This window comes from Yinghuangia soli, assembly GCF_021502675.1.
GTDB classification, from domain to species: Bacteria; Actinomycetota; Actinomycetes; order Streptomycetales; family Streptomycetaceae; genus Yinghuangia; species Yinghuangia soli.
On sequence record NZ_JAKFHA010000023.1, the window covers coordinates 1 to 14,933 of the forward strand.

The window sequence follows — 14,933 nt, forward strand, 5'->3', positions numbered from 1 at the left end:
TGGCTCCACGGCTTCCGCCGCCTACGGATCCGCTGGGAACGCCGCGACGACATCCACGAAGCCTTCCTCGCCCTCGCCACCTGCCTCATCACGCTCAGGCACGTACAACGCCTTTGTTAGGACCACTTACGCCACGGCGGGGTCTCGCTCGGGCTCAACGGCACGGCCGACCCGACGGACGTCGCCGAACGAGCCGGCCACAGTGTGGAGACGCTGCTGCGGGTCTACGCCAAGTGCATCGACGGGCGCCGCGACGCGAACAACAAGCTGATCGAGGAGCGCTTGAACGAGGGCCTGGCGAAGCCGGACAAGGCGGCGAAGGGCGGCAAGCGCAAGAAGAAGGGCAAGGGGAAGAAGCACAAGTGAATGAGGTCAGGCCCACTGACCTGCGCGAACACAGCGGCCCGCGGTCCTCACGGACTGGCGGGCCGTTTCGCACCTGTTTCGCAGATGGCGACAAACAGCCGCTCAGAGCGGCATGCGGCTGCACATGGTCTGGACCCTACAAACAGTAATGGCCCCTGGTGAGGGGCCATATCCGCTGGTCTTGCGAGGTGCCCCCGGCAGGATTCGAACCTGCGCACACGGCTCCGGAGGCACCTACAATCCCAAGCATATGTGCAGGTCAGAAGCTCGGAGGCCCTTCGTTATCAGGGTGCTCGCCACGAGTACGCCACGACCGGGTTGCGGCCCCTGCACCCCGCCCCGAGGGGCACTGACGTCATATGAGGCATAGCGTGGAGGCATGAAGTGGCTGGTCTTGGTGCCCGCAGCCATCGCCGTGGCTGCCTTGCTGAGCGGATTTCTCAACCATCAGTACAGGCAGCCGCGTGGTCGTCACAAGGTGAAGATGGACCTGGAGATTCTTGGGCTTCTGCCGAAGGACAGCGGAATCAGAACGAAACTTCTTGGCCACATCGACGCCACCATTAAGGGCATTATCGAGGTTGAGGATTCGCGGCGACGCGACTGGCAGGGTATTTGGCTAGCTGTTGTCTTCCTCGTGACTTCGGGTTCCTTGTTCTACGGCGCATCTGAGAACGACGGTGACTGGTGGTGGCTTGCGTCTGGGGCGATCGTCGCGTTCGTCGGAACGATGGGACTACTGGTCAGCGGCCCTAAAAGGCAGCGAGACATCGGGGGGTCGCCGATCGATCAGGTGGATGGCGATCAGGGCCGTGATCATGTGAAGCGTTGAAGCCGCTGGGGGTGGCGATCCCGCGCAATTCGATAGGTGGAGCGACGGTTTGCCGAACCTTGATCGCCGGGGCGGGAGCATGAACGGGGGCCCGTAAACTTGATCGGTGAATGTGGGGGGCTTGCCACCCCACCCGAATTCCCACATTGGGCCCCCGTTCTTGCTCCCGGTGGGCCCCCGGCTATCGAGGTTCGGCAAAGCTTCGTGGAGCCGGTCCCACGGATCGAGTCGCGCGCCTGCACTTCGTGGGCGCGCGGTGGCCGCCGCCGGCCGGGACCGGCGGAACGCCGCACGCCCGGCCGAGCGGCGAGCCGGCCGCGCGCCCGGCGCGCGTGGCGCGCCGGGCTTCTTGAACACGTAGGGAAACTTTTGACGCACCCCGCGTCGCGCGTTCCGGCTAGGGCCCGTCTCCGCGGAGCACCTACTGTGGCTGTCATGGGAACGGACCTCGCGACCCCCTCGGCTGCGGCAGCGCTGGCAGAGAAGATGCTGCCCCCACTCGGTGACCGTTGGGCACATGTCCAAGCCGTCGCCGCCAAGGCGGAAGCCATCGCTGTTGTCGTGCCCGAAGCAGACCGGAACCTGTTGGTGGCCAGCGCCTGGCTGCACGACATCGGATACGCGCCTGAGATTCGCCACACCGGCTTTCACCCGCTGGACGGCGCGAGATTCGGAGCGACTCAAGGTGCCAGCCGTCGCCTGTGCTGCCTGATCGCACATCACTCAGGCGCCGTGTATGAGGCTGAGCAGCGCAACCTGGCCACCGACCTTGCGGACTACGAGCGTGAGGACGGCCCGGTTCTGGACGCCCTGATCTACTCCGACATGACGACCGGTCCGCAGGGCCAGTCGTTGCCGTTCGAGGCGCGCATCGACGAGATTCTCGTCCGCTACTCGGCCGGTGACCCGGTGCACACGGCGATCACGAACGCACGCCCGTACCTGCGCGCTGCGGTACAGCGGACAGAATCTCGGCTAACCGATGTAGGGCTCAGTCCGGCCTTCTAGGTAGTGGTCGATTCGCATCCGCATCGACGGATGGATGCTCAGTGTGTCCAGCCGATCGACCGCAACGAACTCGACCTCCTTCGTCTCGCTGCTGGTCCGGAGTTCCCCGCCGAGCACACGGGTGGTGAAGCACACGCTGAACTGCTGGCGGACCTCGCCGTCGTCGTACGCCATGACGTGCCCCGGGTTGGTGTAGATCCCGATGATCCCGGTGACCTCGACGTCGATTCCCGTCTCTTCCTTCACCTCGCGGACCGCCGCGTGAGCGATCGATTCGCCGAGGTCCATGCCGCCACCGGGCAGCGCCCAAAGGTCGTTGTCGGTCTTGTGCACCAAGAGGATTCGCCCGGCTTCGTCTGTCGCAACTGCGGTGACGGACGGAACGAGGCTGTTCGCCGGCGGGGCTTCTGGGTCGTCCAGATAGTCGATACGAGCCATGCCATCAGCTTGTCACGACACCTCGGCGACCGGCCTTGCGCTCTCCCAGACACGATCAAAGCTGGCCATGTAGTGGGTGTACACGCGTCCCCCGGAGACTTGTCGCAGGTGGAGAACCGGGTTTTGCGCCGCTGGCGCCCCGTAGACATGCGTGTTGACCAAGGCATCCCGGTCGAAGCGGTAGATGGAGTTGTACAGCACCACACCGTGCAGACGAACATCGACACCCGGCTGTGCCAATGCCGGACGCAGGTAATTGAGCGCCAGCCGTACACGCGCCGCGAGGCCGTCGCCGATGCCCTCTTCATCCCCGCGCGCACGTACCGCAGGGCTATCAGGATCGCCGAGAAGGATGCGTACCCGCGTCCCTGAACGTCCCTTCTCCGCAAGAACATCGGCTAGATCGGCGCGTGTGTCGGCGAGGAACAACCCTGCGAACGCCAGTAGATCGATGGACTCACGGGAGCGGCCCAGCAGCGTTGACCACAGCTTGGCTGGCACGGCGCTGCGGTTCGGGTACATCGTGACTAGTTCGGCCTGACTGGCCCGCTTGGTGTGCGGGTCATCTTCGACACTTGGCCACAGGTAGATCTCATCCGCACCGAGGTAGCGTGCAGCACCTTCGCGGTGTGCACGGTGCGGAACGCGTTCTTTGGTGATCCACCGCTCCACGGTCTTGGGGTCAACACCGAGGTGTCCAGCGAGATCGCTGATCTTGATTCCCTTGTCAGCAACGGCATTTCGCAGCCGCTCGTTCGCCATGTCCACGCACCCCCGCGCGTAGTAGGGACGTTTCGAGAGTACTGAAGACGTCCCTGTACGTCCATGCCGGAGGTCCCGACGTCCCCGCATGCCGCGGTTTCTTTGTGAGGCAAGGAAGTTGCGACTCTCAAGGAGATGGACATGGTTGCGATTCCGGTGGACGTGACGGCAGCGATGGTGATGGTGGCCATGCCGCCGGTGCCGAAGGTCAAGGACAAGCGCACGGGTGAGATCGCGGTGGACCACGAGACCGGCGTTCCGCTGGTGAACGTGACGGTGAACTTCGTCTTCGACGGCGCGGTGGAGTTGCTGACGGTGGCGGTCCCGGAGACCGGCATCGCCGATGACCTGCTGCCCGGTGCGATGGTCGCGATGACCGGGATGGTCGCGCGGTCCTGGGAGATGGAGTTCAACGGGCGCAAGACCCACGGCGTCTCGTTCCGCGCTGTCGCGGTGACCGCGCTCGCGCCGGCCGGGAAGCAGGGCTGAGCGATGGCCTCGGATCTGGTCGTGGGCCTTGAGCTGCTGGGCCTGTCCTCGCCGTTCGTGGCGATCGGCGTGATGCGGATGAAGTACCTGGCCGGCCTTTCGCCTGAGGGGCGGGCCGGTATCCGGCTGGCGCGGCGCGCTCAGCGCGACTGGGTGCAGCTCGCGCTCAACCTCGGCCTGAAGTGGGAGGAGCCCACGGCGGGGCGTCGCGAGTTCGCGTGGCTGAACAACCCGCAGTTGCCGCGGGGCCGCACGCCCCGGGTCGAGGTGCCGCGGTTCCGGGCCGAGCCGATCGAGGGCGGGTTCGTGGCCACGGTCGGCACGATGCACGGTGTGGGCCTGGCGGAGGTGCAGAAGCAGGCCGAGCACCTGCGCAACGCCTGGCGCTGTGAGCGGGTCACGGTCGAGCAGGACGTCCCGGGCAAATTGAAGATCCGGGCGCTGATCACCGACCCGCTGACCGTCCCGTACAGCCCGAGGAAGGGCGCGACATGGGCCTGACCAGCGTCCTGCTCGGGCGTGACGAGGTTCGGGAGGAGATCCGACTGCGGCTGTCCGGCGTGCCGGGCATGACCGTGGTCGGCCTGCCGGGCTACGGAAAGACGCAGCTCATCATGCACCTGGTCGGCGAGTTGGCGGACTGCCCGTACGTGCAGTTCGCGTTCCTGGACGGCAAGGGCGGCCCGGACTACGACGACGTCGCACCGCGGGCGTTCGTGCACCTGGGCGACGACATCAAGGAAGCCCTGGAGCTGGTCCGGTACCTGTACGAGCTGATGCAGCAACGCCAGGGCGCCCTGCGCGAGCACCTGGGCGTGAAGAACCTGTGGCACGTGGGCCCGTCCGCGCTGTGGCCGCTGATCGTGCTGGTCGTGGACGAGGCGCACACGTTCTTCTACACCGGCAAGGGCACCACCCGCGAGGAGGCCGCCGCCGCACACGAACTGGTACGGCTGATCGAGCAGTTGGTCAAGAAGGGCCGCAACGTCGGCTTCTTCACCGTCCTGCTCACCCAGAAGGGCACCGGGGACGCGATCCCGACGCAGATCCGGGACGTGTGCACCCTGAAGGTCGCGTTCGCGGTCGCCACGATGGAAGCCGCGGACGCCGGCCTGGGGCAGGCGATCCGGATGTACCCGGACGCACACCCGATGTTCCTGCAAGACCCGAAGTACATCGGGGTCGCGACCATCGCCCGCGAGGGCGCCAAGGGCTTCACCCGGGTCCGCATCCCCACGGTTGACGAAGACGCCGTGGCCGAACGGGCCCACAAGTACAGGTTCCTGGCGTCCGACCCGGCTGGCCTGTTCGACGTGGCCTGCCGCACGCTCGGCAGCCCCGGGCCGGTCCCGCTGCCGGTGCCCGACGTGGACGCCGACGACGGCGCCGATCTGGTCGCCTAGCCCGACCGCATTCACCGTACCTCCGGCGGCGTGACCGCATCACGCCAGGTCCCTACCCGACCCATGCCCGAATCGAAAGGAGAACCGGCATGACCGACCGCCCCACGCTCTCCGAGGTCACCGCGCTCATCCGCGAGTTGAAGGAACTCATCGTGGACGGCGTCGGCGACCCGGCCGAGGTCATGGACCACAAGGCCGACCTGTTCGAACGCACCGCGCTCCACGACCCCGGCATGCCCGGCATCGCCGACGTCGCCCGGGACGCCCGCACCTACGCCGACCGGCTCAACGGCCGGCTGCCGTGACCGACTCCCCGGAACCGTGCACCGCGTGCGAGGGCGGCCAGACCGTGACCGTCCCGGTCCGCGTCGGTCGCGCCCGCCGCCGTGTCGGCAGCCAGGACGGCTGGTGCCTGCGGTGCTTCGGCACCGGCACCGAACCCGCTTCCTGCGACGAGACCCGAGAGGAGGACAACCCGTGATCTTCGGAACCGACTTCGAGGACGCACCGCGCGTGCCGACCCTGGGCGGCTGGCTCGCCGACAGTGCCCGCGAACTCTGGCACGGCGACGGCTTCACCACCCAGTGCCGCGACTGGCTCGCCGGCCGCCCGGTCCGCCGGACCTCGGTGCCCGTGCAGTCGCTCGGCGGCTGGCTCGCCACCGGCAGCGCGTACGCCGCACGCCGGTCCGTGCCCTGCTGCACCGACCCCGACTGCCCGCACCTGACCTGAAAGGAGGGCCCGTGATGTACCCCTGCCCCGACTGCGACGGCTTCCCCGTCGTTGCCACCGGCCATGGCACCGAACGCTGCCCGGCCTGCCACGGCACGGGCAACGACACCGCGACCGCACCTGCGCAGTAGCTCCGCCCCGGCCGGACGCCTCCAACCACCAAGTCATCGGCGTCCGGCCGGGTCACCCACCACCCACAAGGAGTGAGGAGAACTCCAGTGAACACCAGCGACATCACCGGCGCACCGCGCTACTCGGCCATGTGCAGCGTCTGCTCGGGCGCCGGAACCGTCCAGCGCGGCTGGGTCTTCCTGCGTCTGCGCCCGTGCCGCCACTGCCGCGGCACCCGCTACGCCACCGCGGCCGGCGCCCGATGAACGACTACTTCGGCTACGACCCGGACGAGTACCGGGCCCGCGTCCTGGACGATGCCGACCGCTCCGCCGACCTGGCGAACGGCTTCAACGCCTACGACGCGCTTCCCGGTCGCGACCGCGCATTCTCCGACGTCCTCTACGACGCGCTGACGCCGCCGCTCACCGCCACCGGCGAACTCGACTACGGCCAGTACCCGCCGCCCGGTCACAGCTTCCCGCGCGTGGGATGACATGGGCGTCGCCCTCGACTGGACAAGCGGATCGCACTGGGGCGGATCGCACGAACCCTGTGTGATCTGCGGCGAGTTGACGTTCCTCGTCTCCGACCGCGGCCGCCCCTGCCACAAGGAATGCGCCGAACGCTGGTACGACGCCCACCCCCACGTGGAGCCCTTCGGCCCGCACTGGCGCACCTGAAATCCCCGATTCCCCGGTACGGCACCGGCCGGCCACCCGCGCCCCGGTGCCGTACCGCACCACGCCTCCATCCGAAAGGAGTGCCTCGTGCTCGCCTCGACACCTGCACCCGGCTTGCGGATCGGGTCGCTGTGCTCCGGATACGGCGGCCTGGACCTGGCCGTGACCGACGTCGTCGGCGGCTCGGTCCTCTGGCACGCGGACAACGCCCCGGCCGCCGCCGCGGTGCTCGCCCGCCACTGGCCCGGCGTCCCGAACCTCGGCGACATCAAGACCGTCGACTGGCAGTCCGTTCCGCCCGTCGACCTGGTCACCGCCGGCTACCCGTGCCAACCGTTCTCGTCCGCCGGCCAGAAGAAGGGAGTCAACGATGCCCGGCACCTTTGGCCCCATGTCGCTCGTGCCCTGGGCCTCCTTCGACCTCGTTGGGTCGTGTTGGAGAACGTGGGGCATCACCTCCGGCTCGGCTTCGACGTCGTGCTCGGTGACCTTGCCCGCCTCGGGTTCGATGCGCGGTGGTGCTGTGTACGAGCGTCCGATGTGGGAGCGGCCCACGAGCGTCGCCGGCTGTTCGTCCTCGCGTGGGACGCGGCTGTTGCCGACCCCGCGGGCCTCGGACCACACCGGTCCCGGACTGCGCGGGAACGGCGGGCTGAACCTGCGCACCGCGGTCCGGCTGTTGCCGACCCCGGCGGCGCGGGACTGGAGGTCCGGCCGGTCGAACCTGCTGGGCACCAACGCCAGACCGCTGAACGAGGTGGCGCAGATGACGTTGGCACCTGGGGCCACTACGCCGCAGCCGTCGCCACGCAGGAAGCGGCGACCCGCCCCGCCCCTCGGCCAGTTGACGATCTGGGACGACTGAATCCCGGGTTCTCCGAGTGGCTGATGGGCCTGCCTGCCGGCTGGGTCGCCGACACCCCGGGGCTGTCCCGCACCGCGCAACTGACCGTGCTCGGCAACGGCGTGGTCCCGGCCCAGGCAGCTGCGGCACTGAATGCGCTGATCGGAGAGTCCTGGTGACCAAGACCCTTGCCCGCCTGCGCCTTGACCCGCTGCTCGTTCAGGCGGCCATCGCCGGTGCGCTGTCGTTCTCGCACCTGCACGACATCGCCCAGGCGGCCGGCCAGTCCGGCTGGCAGGCCTGGGCCTACCCCGTGTCCGTCGACCTGCTATTGGTCGCGGCGTGGCGCCGCCTGGTCGCCGCCCGCGACATCGGGGCCGGCCAGTTCATGCCGTGGCTGTGGTTCCTCGTCGCGCTCGCCGCGTCGCTCGGCGCGAACGTCGCCACCGCCGGACTCCTCGACCTGGAGAACCCGCCCGCGTGGCTGCGGCTGACGGTCGCCGGATGGCCGGCTCTGGCGTTCCTCGGCGGCACGCTCCTCGTCCACCGACCCGCCGCGGTTCGGCAGCCCGCACCCACGCCTGAACCAGCGCCGGCCGTCGAGGTCCTTCCCGACCTGGACGTCGAACCCGAACCGGTGGCTCTGCCTGCGCCTCCCAAGCCACCTGCGGTGGTTGCCCCCGCGCTGCTGGACCACGCGCGCCGCATCGCCGACACACACCGCCGAACGACCGGCCACCCGATGACCCCGGACGCTCTCCGAGCCCGACTGGGCGTCCCCGCCCCGCTCGCGGCACAGATCGCCGCGCACCTCGAACTCACCTGACCACCCTGGAGGAACCTTGCCCCAGCTGCTCGCGGGGGACGTGGCGCCGGCGGCGCTCGCCGATCTGGCCCGCGCCGCCCGCCACGGACGCAGTGCCGGACTTTTCGCGCAGCTCGAACGCCTCGGCGGCTGCGCCGACCCGATCCGCCTCGACGGCCACCGCACCGACATCGACACCACCAGCGGCGAAATCGTCCACACGGTGACCGCACACGACCTGCCCGCCGGCGCGCTGCTGGTCCGCTGCAACAACCGCCGCACCACCCGCTGCCCGGCCTGCGCCGAGACCTACCGCCGCGACACCTACCACCTCATCAGCGCCGGACTGGCCGGCGGCAAAGGCGTCCCGGACGACGTCGCCGCGCACCCGCGCGTGTTCGTCACGCTGACCGCCCCGTCGTTCGGGCCCGTGCACAACCGCCCGGACTCCGGACGCTGCCGCTGCGGCACCCGCCACCGCCCCGATGCCGCCGAACTCGGCACCCCGCTCGACCTGGACACCTACGACTACACCGCCGCGGTCCTGTGGAACGCGCACGCCGGAGCGCTGTGGGCGCGCTTCAGCATCGAACTTCGCCGCGCTCTGGCCGCCGCGGTCGGGCTGACGCAACGCGTCTGCGCCGAGTTGCTGCGCCCATCGTTCGCAAAGGTCGCTGAGTACCAGCGGCGCGGCGCCGTGCACTTCCACGCGGTCATCCGCCTCGACGCCGGACGCCGCGCCGGAGACGACATCACCCCACCACCCGACGGATACGGCGACTGGCACCACGTACTCGAGTCCGCCGTGCGCGTTGCCGCCGGCCGAGCCCGCGTCCCCGGACCCGACGCAGAAGGCACCGACCTGCCGAGCCACTTCGTGTTCGGGCGACAGGTCGACGTCCGGCCGATCCGCAGCAACGCACTCGCGGACGGGCCGCTCACCGATCGGTCGGTCGCCGGCTACATCGCCAAGTACGCCACCAAGGGCGCCGAGACCGCGACCGGGACGCTCGACCGCCGCATTGCCAGCCTGGCGGACCTGGACCGGCACGACCTGACCGACCACGCCCGCCGCCTGGTCGCCGCCTGCTGGACCCTCGGCACCCGTCCCGGCCTCGAACACCTGCTCCTGCGCAAGTGGGCCCACATGCTCGGCTTCCGCGGCCACTTCACCACCAAGTCTCGCTGCTACTCCACCACCCTGGGCGCCTTACGTGCAGTCCGCATGCTGTGGAACGAGACCCGCCGCCGCGCCGCCGCAGAAGCCGCCGGACACCCGCTGCCCGACCCGGACACCACACTCGTCCTCGCGCACTGGGAGTACGCCGGCCACGGACACACCGCCGGCGAATCCCTCATCGCCGCAGGACTCGACCGCACCCGACAACTCGGCCATGAAGCCGCACGAGAAGCACGCGCCGAACGGGACGAGGAAGGAGCGGACGATGCCCGGTAGGACCGATGAACTCATGACCGTGCCGCAGATCCTTGCCGAGCTCGGCGACGTGTCTCGGCGCACCTTCTACCGGTGGCGTGAACTTGGCACGGCACCCGCGGCCATGAAGCTCCCGAACGGTGAGCTGCGCGTCTGGCGCTCGGACTTCACGGCATGGCTCAACGGGCTTGAGGAGACCGCGGCATGAAGTCGCTGGACGTGCGCATCTGGGGTATCCGCCTGGACAAGCGCGCCAAGAACCCCATGTATGAACTGCGCTGGCGCGTGGCGGGTGAGGTGTTCCACGAGCGGTTCCGCACCAAGGGCCTGGTCGACACCTTCCGCGCGAAGCTCGTCACGGCGACGAAGGACGGGGAGCCCTTCGACACCGAATCGGGGCTGCCAGCGTCGATGGAGAAGAAGACGTCACCGCTGACCTGGTACGAGTTCGCTTGCGCCTACGCTGCGGCGAAGTGGCCCTTTGCGTCGGCCAATCACCGCGACAGCATCAGCGAGACGCTGACCGGCGCCACACTGGCGATGCTCGCGGACCGCCCCGGGCGACCTGATGCGGCCGTGTTGCGCGCGGCACTGCGGGGCTGGGCCTTCATCCCCGCGGAACGCTGGCCGGATCAGCCGACCGAGGTTGCGAACGCCCTTCACTGGGTGGGCCGCTCATCGCGACCGGTGGCCGATCTCGCGGAACCTGCCGCGATGCGCGCCCTCTTGGACGCGTTGGCGCTGCGCCAGGATGGCCGGCGTGCTGCGGCTGAGACGGTACGGCGCAAGAGGTCAGTCCTCTACGGGGCACTCACGCGCGCAGTCGAGCTGCGGGCGCTCACGGAACACCCGATCGACGCCATCAAAGTGGCTGGCGCCAAGGTGAACAAGCAGGTTGACCGCCGCGTCGTCGTCAACCCGAAGCAGGCACGCGAACTCCTCATCGCCGTTTCGTACGTGGGCGGCTACTCGCGTGCCCGCGGCCGCCGCCTGGTGGCCATGTTCGCGTGCATGTACTACGCCGGACTCCGGCCTGCGGAAGCGGTGGGGCTCCTGCGCACGGACTGCACTCTGCCCAAGAAGGGATGGGGCGTCATCGTCCTGCACAAGACCCGCCCGACGGCTGGCAAGAGGTGGACCGACTCCGGGGACACCCACGATGCCCGCGGGCTCAAGAACCGGGCCGAGGAAGAGACTCGTCGTATCCCGATCCCGCCCGTGTTGGTCAAGCATCTTCGGCGTCACCTCCGGGACTTCCCAGGTGCCAAGGACGGCCGCGTCTTCGGGAACGAACGCGGGGACCTGGTCGGCTCGTCCACCTACTCCCGAGCCTGGCAAGAGGCACGGGAACTTGCACTCACACCGGAGCAAGCAGCATCGCCGCTCGCCGGCACGCCGTACGACCTGCGGCACGCGGCTCTGTCGACATGGCTCAACGCGGGCATGGACCCGCCCGAAGTCGCGCAGCGCGCCGGCAACAGCGTGGACGTGCTGATGAGCCGGTACGCGAAGTGCCTGGACGGCCGAGACGAGATCAACAACCAGAAGATCGAGAAGTTGCTACGCGGCAAGCACTGAACGGCGGCGGTACGGTAGGCCCCTGGGGATTCCCGGGGGCCTCTTCGCTTTCCCGGCGTGACCTGCGAAAACGCAGCAAGATCCCCGCCACGAATACGCCACAGCGCAGGTCACACGCCTGCACATTGCCGCTTCCGGCTGCACATGGTCTGGACCCTACAAACAGTAATGGCCCCTGGTGAGGGGCCATATCCGCTGGTGAAACTGGGTGCCCCCGGCAGGATTCGAACCTGCGCACACGGCTCCGGAGGCCGTTGCTCTATCCCCTGAGCTACGGGGGCTCGAGGTGGGTGAAACATTACCAGTCCGTGGGTGGTGGTTGCGCCAGGGTTTCCCGTGGGGTGGGGGCGCGGGGGTGTGCGGGGGCGGCGGGTTGGGGGTGTGGGGGTGGTTGCGGGGTGGGAAGTGGCGGTTCGGGCACCGGAGGGTGCGGCGGGCGCTTAGGGTCTGGGTGTGGGCGGTAGGCCGGGGGCGAAGGCCGGGCGGGTCCTTGTCGTGGATGACGACGAGGTGATCCGGCGGCTCATCATGGTCAATCTGCAGATGGAGGGGTTCGAAGTGACCTCTGCTGCGGACGGTGAAGAGTGCCTGGGGAAGGTGCACGAAGTGCGGCCTGACCTGGTGACGCTGGATGTGATGATGCCGAGGTTGGACGGGATACGGACCGCGGCGCGGTTGCGTGCGGATCCGCGGACCAGCCATCTGAAGATCGTGATCATCAGTGCGTGTGCGCAGAGCGCGGATCTGGCGCGGGCCCGGGAGGCCGGCGTCGATGCGTATCTGACGAAGCCGTTCGACCCGGATCAGTTGATACGGGTGGTTCGGGGCCTGGCGATCCGGTGAAGGCCGGGCCCGAGGTCTGGGCCTGAAGGTCTGGGCTTGTGCGTTCGTTTCGTCGAAGGCCGTTGTCCGGTCGGGTGTCGGGCTGTCGTCCCCCACGGGGGTGGGGATGCGGGGTGCCCGGTCGCGGGATTGGATGGAATGACGGACGGATGGAGACGGGCGGGGAGCCCTGGTCGGGTGCGCGTCGCTGATGCGGATAGCGGTTATGGGATGCGGATGCGACGCGCGCCCGGGGGTTTTCGGAGTGGAGCCGGGCTGCGGTGGCGGGGGCGGAGCCGGCGAGGAGGCGGTCCGGTGGAGCGGCAGCCGGTGGTCTCGGGGCACATCGCGTCGGTGGGGTACGACGGCGAGTTGAGCGTGCTCGAAGTGGCGTTCCGGGACGGCGCGGTCTACCGGTATTTCGCGGTGCCTCGGTCGGTGCACCGGGCTTTCATGCGCGCGGCGAGCAAGGGGCGGTTTCTTACGGCGGTGGTGAAGCCGACGTATAGCTATGAGCGGGTAGCCGACTAATAGCCGACTTGTAGCTGCTTACAGCTGTGGACGGGGAGTGGGGCCGTCAGCGGGGGGTGATGGGGGAGTGGGGACCTCGTGCGGGTGGGGGAGTAGAGCGTCGGGGCTCGGGCTCGGGGGCTCGTCGTGTGGGGTGGTTGTGCGGCCGGCCGCAGGCTTGTGGTGGGCCTTTGGTCTGGGGCGGGGAGGGCCTTCGGCTCGATTGGGGTAGTCGGGGCGATACCGAGGGGCGTCGGGGGTGGGTGGTCGCTTAGGCTTGTGTGCCGTGACCCCCGAAGAACTTTCCCAGGCTGTTTTGTCCGCTGTCGGCGCGTCGGTCGAGGCCGGCGAGCTTGCTGTTGCCGTGCCCGAGCAGGTGACGGTGGAGCGATCCAAGAACCGGGACCACGGGGATTACGCGACGAATGTGGCGTTGCAGCTCGCGAAGCCGGCCGGGAAGCCGCCGCGGGAGGTTGCGGCGCTGCTGGCCGCCCGGCTGACGCAGGTCGCCGGTGTCGCGAAGGTGGACGTGGCCGGGCCCGGCTTCCTGAACATCACGCTGGACGCGGCGAGCGCCGGTGTCCTGGCGCGGAGCATCGTCGAGACGGGCGACGCGTACGGCAAGGGCGACAGCCTGCAGGGCCTCAAGATCAATCTTGAGTTCGTTTCCGCGAACCCGACCGGCCCGATTCATATCGGCGGCGTGCGCTGGGCCGCGGTGGGCGACTCGCTCGGCCGGATCCTGAAGGCGGCCGGCGCCGATGTGAGCACCGAGTACTACATCAACGACGCCGGCGTGCAGATCGACAAGTTCGGTTCGTCGCTGCAGGCGGCGGCGAACGGTCGGCCGGTGCCGGAGGACGGGTACGTCGGCGAGTACATCAACGACATCGCGCGGGACATCGTGGCCGAGGTGCCGGACGTCCTGGAGAAGAGCGACGAGGAGCAGAAGAAGGTCTTCACGGAGACCGGGCTCAAGCTGATGGTCGCCGAGATCCAGCGCTCGATGACCGAGTTCGGTGCGCACTTCGACGTGTGGTTCTCGGAGAAGTCGCTGCACGACTCGGGCGCGGTCGAGAAGGCCATCGAGCGGCTGCGCGAGCAGGGCCACGTGTACGACGACGGCGGCGCGATCTGGCTGCGCACGACGGACTTCGGCGACGACAAGGACCGGGTGCTCGTCAAGGGCGACGGCGAGAAGACGTACTTCGCCTCGGACGCCGCGTACTACCTGGACAAGCGCGACCGCGGCAACGAGGTCTGCGTCTACATGCTCGGCGCCGACCACCACGGCTATGTGGGCCGGCTCAAGGCGATCGTGGCGTGTGCGGGCGACGACCCGGAGCACAACATCGAGGTGCTCATCGGGCAGTTCGTGAAGATGCTGCGGGGCGGTGAAGAGGTCCGCATGAGCAAGCGTGCGGGCAACATCATCACGATCGACGACGTGGTCGAGTGGATCGGCGTGGACGCGGCGCGTTACTCGCTGGCGCGTTCCTCGACGGACTCGACGATCACGCTCGACATCGACGTGCTGACGAGCGCGACGAACGAGAACCCGGTCTACTACGTGCAGTACGCGCACACCCGGATGTGCGGTGTCGAGCGCAAGGCCAAGGAACTGGGCATCGTACGCGGCGAGTTCAAGCCCGAGCTGCTCACCACTGAGTGGGAGTCGAACCTGCTGAGCATGCTCGGCGAGTTCCCCCGCATCGTGGCCAAGGCCGCCGAGCTGCGCGAGCCGCACCACGTGGCCCGGTACCTCGAGGAACTGGCTGGCGTCTACCACCGGTTCTACGACAACTGCCGCATCATGCCGATGGGCGACGAGCCGGCGACCGACCTGACGTACGCGCGGATGTGGCTGGCGGACGCCGCCCGCATCGTGGTGGCGAACGGTCTGGATCTGCTCGGGGTCTCCGCACCGGAGCGGATGTGACGGAGTGAACGAGCGCGGCGGTCCGGTCCAACCGGCCGCCGCGATCGTTTATGAGGACCGAGGACCGAGGACCGAGGACCGAGGGCTGAGAGCTGAGGGCTGCGGATCTCGGCCTGCGGCCTCCAAGCGCCACCGCGCGATAGCCAGCCCGTGAGACACCCGGACCAGGATCCGAG

Annotated in this window: 22 protein-coding genes, 1 tRNA gene and 1 pseudogene; 21 read left to right on the forward strand and 3 right to left on the reverse strand. The window is 68.7% G+C overall.

Going from position 1 to position 14,933, the window contains the following annotated elements:
• From LZ495_RS29410 to LZ495_RS29425, 4 genes and pseudogenes are all read left to right on the forward strand, one after another.
• A pseudogene (locus LZ495_RS29410) lies at nucleotides 1-120 on the forward strand (IS5/IS1182 family transposase); the annotation flags it as partial.
• Nucleotides 121-204: 84 nt separating this feature from the next.
• Nucleotides 205-366, forward strand: coding sequence for a hypothetical protein (locus LZ495_RS29415; RefSeq protein ID WP_284701870.1), 162 nt, complete (start codon nucleotides 205-207; stop codon nucleotides 364-366).
• Nucleotides 367-745: 379 nt separating this feature from the next.
• Complete coding sequence (locus LZ495_RS29420) at nucleotides 746-1,198, forward strand: hypothetical protein (protein WP_235055981.1); 453 nt, start codon at nucleotides 746-748, stop codon at nucleotides 1,196-1,198.
• Nucleotides 1,199-1,633: 435 nt separating this feature from the next.
• Nucleotides 1,634-2,206: an HD domain-containing protein gene (locus tag LZ495_RS29425; RefSeq protein ID WP_235055982.1), complete on the forward strand. Its 573-nt coding sequence runs from the start codon at nucleotides 1,634-1,636 to the stop codon at nucleotides 2,204-2,206.
• Here the strand turns inward: LZ495_RS29425 and LZ495_RS29430 are convergent.
• Nucleotides 2,174-2,644, reverse strand: coding sequence for an NUDIX hydrolase (locus LZ495_RS29430; RefSeq protein ID WP_235055983.1), 471 nt, complete (start codon nucleotides 2,642-2,644; stop codon nucleotides 2,174-2,176). The two genes, LZ495_RS29425 and LZ495_RS29430, sit on opposite strands and share 33 nt — an antisense overlap.
• Nucleotides 2,645-2,656: 12 nt before the next feature.
• A complete protein-coding gene (locus LZ495_RS29435; protein ID WP_235055984.1) occupies nucleotides 2,657-3,406 on the reverse strand; it encodes a helix-turn-helix domain-containing protein in 750 nt (249 codons plus the stop codon).
• A gap of 141 nt (nucleotides 3,407-3,547) precedes the next feature.
• On the opposite strand from LZ495_RS29435, the gene LZ495_RS29440 reads away from it, so the two are divergent.
• The 14 genes from LZ495_RS29440 to LZ495_RS29505 all read left to right on the forward strand — a co-directional run bounded on the left by LZ495_RS29440 (nucleotide 3,548) and on the right by LZ495_RS29505 (nucleotide 11,486).
• A complete protein-coding gene (locus LZ495_RS29440; protein ID WP_235055985.1) occupies nucleotides 3,548-3,895 on the forward strand; it encodes an SCO3933 family regulatory protein in 348 nt (115 codons plus the stop codon).
• 3 nt (nucleotides 3,896-3,898) lie between these two features.
• Entirely contained in the window at nucleotides 3,899-4,396 is a 498-nt protein-coding gene (locus LZ495_RS29445; protein WP_235055986.1) for a hypothetical protein, read from the forward strand.
• Nucleotides 4,387-5,298 (forward strand): FtsK/SpoIIIE domain-containing protein, encoded by a 912-nt coding sequence (locus tag LZ495_RS29450; RefSeq protein ID WP_235055987.1) that lies wholly within the window; start codon nucleotides 4,387-4,389, stop codon nucleotides 5,296-5,298. Before LZ495_RS29445 ends, LZ495_RS29450 begins: the two co-directional genes overlap by 10 nt.
• Nucleotides 5,299-5,387: 89 nt before the next feature.
• On the forward strand, nucleotides 5,388-5,603 hold the full coding sequence (locus LZ495_RS29455; RefSeq protein ID WP_235055988.1) for a hypothetical protein: 216 nt from the start codon (nucleotides 5,388-5,390) through the stop codon (nucleotides 5,601-5,603).
• Nucleotides 5,600-5,779 (forward strand): hypothetical protein, encoded by a 180-nt coding sequence (locus LZ495_RS29460; protein WP_235055989.1) that lies wholly within the window; start codon nucleotides 5,600-5,602, stop codon nucleotides 5,777-5,779. The genes LZ495_RS29455 and LZ495_RS29460 overlap by 4 nt, the downstream gene beginning before the upstream one ends.
• Nucleotides 5,776-6,030 carry a hypothetical protein gene (locus tag LZ495_RS29465; protein ID WP_235055990.1) on the forward strand — a complete coding sequence of 85 codons (255 nt, stop codon included), beginning with the start codon at nucleotides 5,776-5,778 and terminating at the stop codon, nucleotides 6,028-6,030. The genes LZ495_RS29460 and LZ495_RS29465 overlap by 4 nt, the downstream gene beginning before the upstream one ends.
• Nucleotides 6,031-6,248: 218 nt before the next feature.
• The gene (locus LZ495_RS29470; protein ID WP_235055991.1) at nucleotides 6,249-6,407 is read left to right on the forward strand and encodes a hypothetical protein; all 159 of its coding nucleotides are present in this window, start codon (nucleotides 6,249-6,251) and stop codon (nucleotides 6,405-6,407) included.
• Nucleotides 6,404-6,637 carry a hypothetical protein gene (locus LZ495_RS29475; protein ID WP_235055992.1) on the forward strand — a complete coding sequence of 78 codons (234 nt, stop codon included), beginning with the start codon at nucleotides 6,404-6,406 and terminating at the stop codon, nucleotides 6,635-6,637. Before LZ495_RS29470 ends, LZ495_RS29475 begins: the two co-directional genes overlap by 4 nt.
• 1 nt (nucleotide 6,638) lies before the next feature.
• Entirely contained in the window at nucleotides 6,639-6,824 is a 186-nt protein-coding gene (locus LZ495_RS29480; protein WP_235055993.1) for a hypothetical protein, read from the forward strand.
• 87 nt (nucleotides 6,825-6,911) lie between these two features.
• Nucleotides 6,912-7,847 (forward strand): DNA cytosine methyltransferase, encoded by a 936-nt coding sequence (locus tag LZ495_RS29485; protein WP_308268658.1) that lies wholly within the window; start codon nucleotides 6,912-6,914, stop codon nucleotides 7,845-7,847.
• Nucleotides 7,844-8,494: a DUF2637 domain-containing protein gene (locus LZ495_RS29490; RefSeq protein WP_235055995.1), complete on the forward strand. Its 651-nt coding sequence runs from the start codon at nucleotides 7,844-7,846 to the stop codon at nucleotides 8,492-8,494. Before LZ495_RS29485 ends, LZ495_RS29490 begins: the two co-directional genes overlap by 4 nt.
• A 16-nt stretch (nucleotides 8,495-8,510) precedes the next feature.
• Nucleotides 8,511-9,929, forward strand: coding sequence for a replication initiator (locus tag LZ495_RS29495; protein WP_443732555.1), 1,419 nt, complete (start codon nucleotides 8,511-8,513; stop codon nucleotides 9,927-9,929).
• A complete protein-coding gene (locus LZ495_RS29500; RefSeq protein WP_235055996.1) occupies nucleotides 9,919-10,116 on the forward strand; it encodes a helix-turn-helix transcriptional regulator in 198 nt (65 codons plus the stop codon). The genes LZ495_RS29495 and LZ495_RS29500 overlap by 11 nt, the downstream gene beginning before the upstream one ends.
• Nucleotides 10,113-11,486 (forward strand): tyrosine-type recombinase/integrase, encoded by a 1,374-nt coding sequence (locus tag LZ495_RS29505; protein WP_235055997.1) that lies wholly within the window; start codon nucleotides 10,113-10,115, stop codon nucleotides 11,484-11,486. The genes LZ495_RS29500 and LZ495_RS29505 overlap by 4 nt, the downstream gene beginning before the upstream one ends.
• A gap of 209 nt (nucleotides 11,487-11,695) precedes the next feature.
• Here the strand turns inward: LZ495_RS29505 and LZ495_RS29510 are convergent.
• A tRNA-Arg gene (locus LZ495_RS29510) sits at nucleotides 11,696-11,767 on the reverse strand.
• Between the two features lie 172 nt (nucleotides 11,768-11,939).
• Between LZ495_RS29510 and LZ495_RS29520 the strand changes: the two genes are divergently transcribed.
• From LZ495_RS29520 to argS, 3 genes are all read left to right on the forward strand, one after another.
• On the forward strand, nucleotides 11,940-12,329 hold the full coding sequence (locus LZ495_RS29520) for a response regulator (RefSeq protein ID WP_308268659.1): 390 nt from the start codon (nucleotides 11,940-11,942) through the stop codon (nucleotides 12,327-12,329).
• 294 nt (nucleotides 12,330-12,623) lie between these two features.
• Nucleotides 12,624-12,839 carry a KTSC domain-containing protein gene (locus tag LZ495_RS29525; protein ID WP_235055998.1) on the forward strand — a complete coding sequence of 72 codons (216 nt, stop codon included), beginning with the start codon at nucleotides 12,624-12,626 and terminating at the stop codon, nucleotides 12,837-12,839.
• A 265-nt stretch (nucleotides 12,840-13,104) separates the two neighbouring features.
• Nucleotides 13,105-14,757 carry an arginine--tRNA ligase gene (gene argS / locus LZ495_RS29530; protein WP_235055999.1) on the forward strand — a complete coding sequence of 551 codons (1,653 nt, stop codon included), beginning with the start codon at nucleotides 13,105-13,107 and terminating at the stop codon, nucleotides 14,755-14,757.
• Nucleotides 14,758-14,933: the final 176 nt, after the last annotated feature.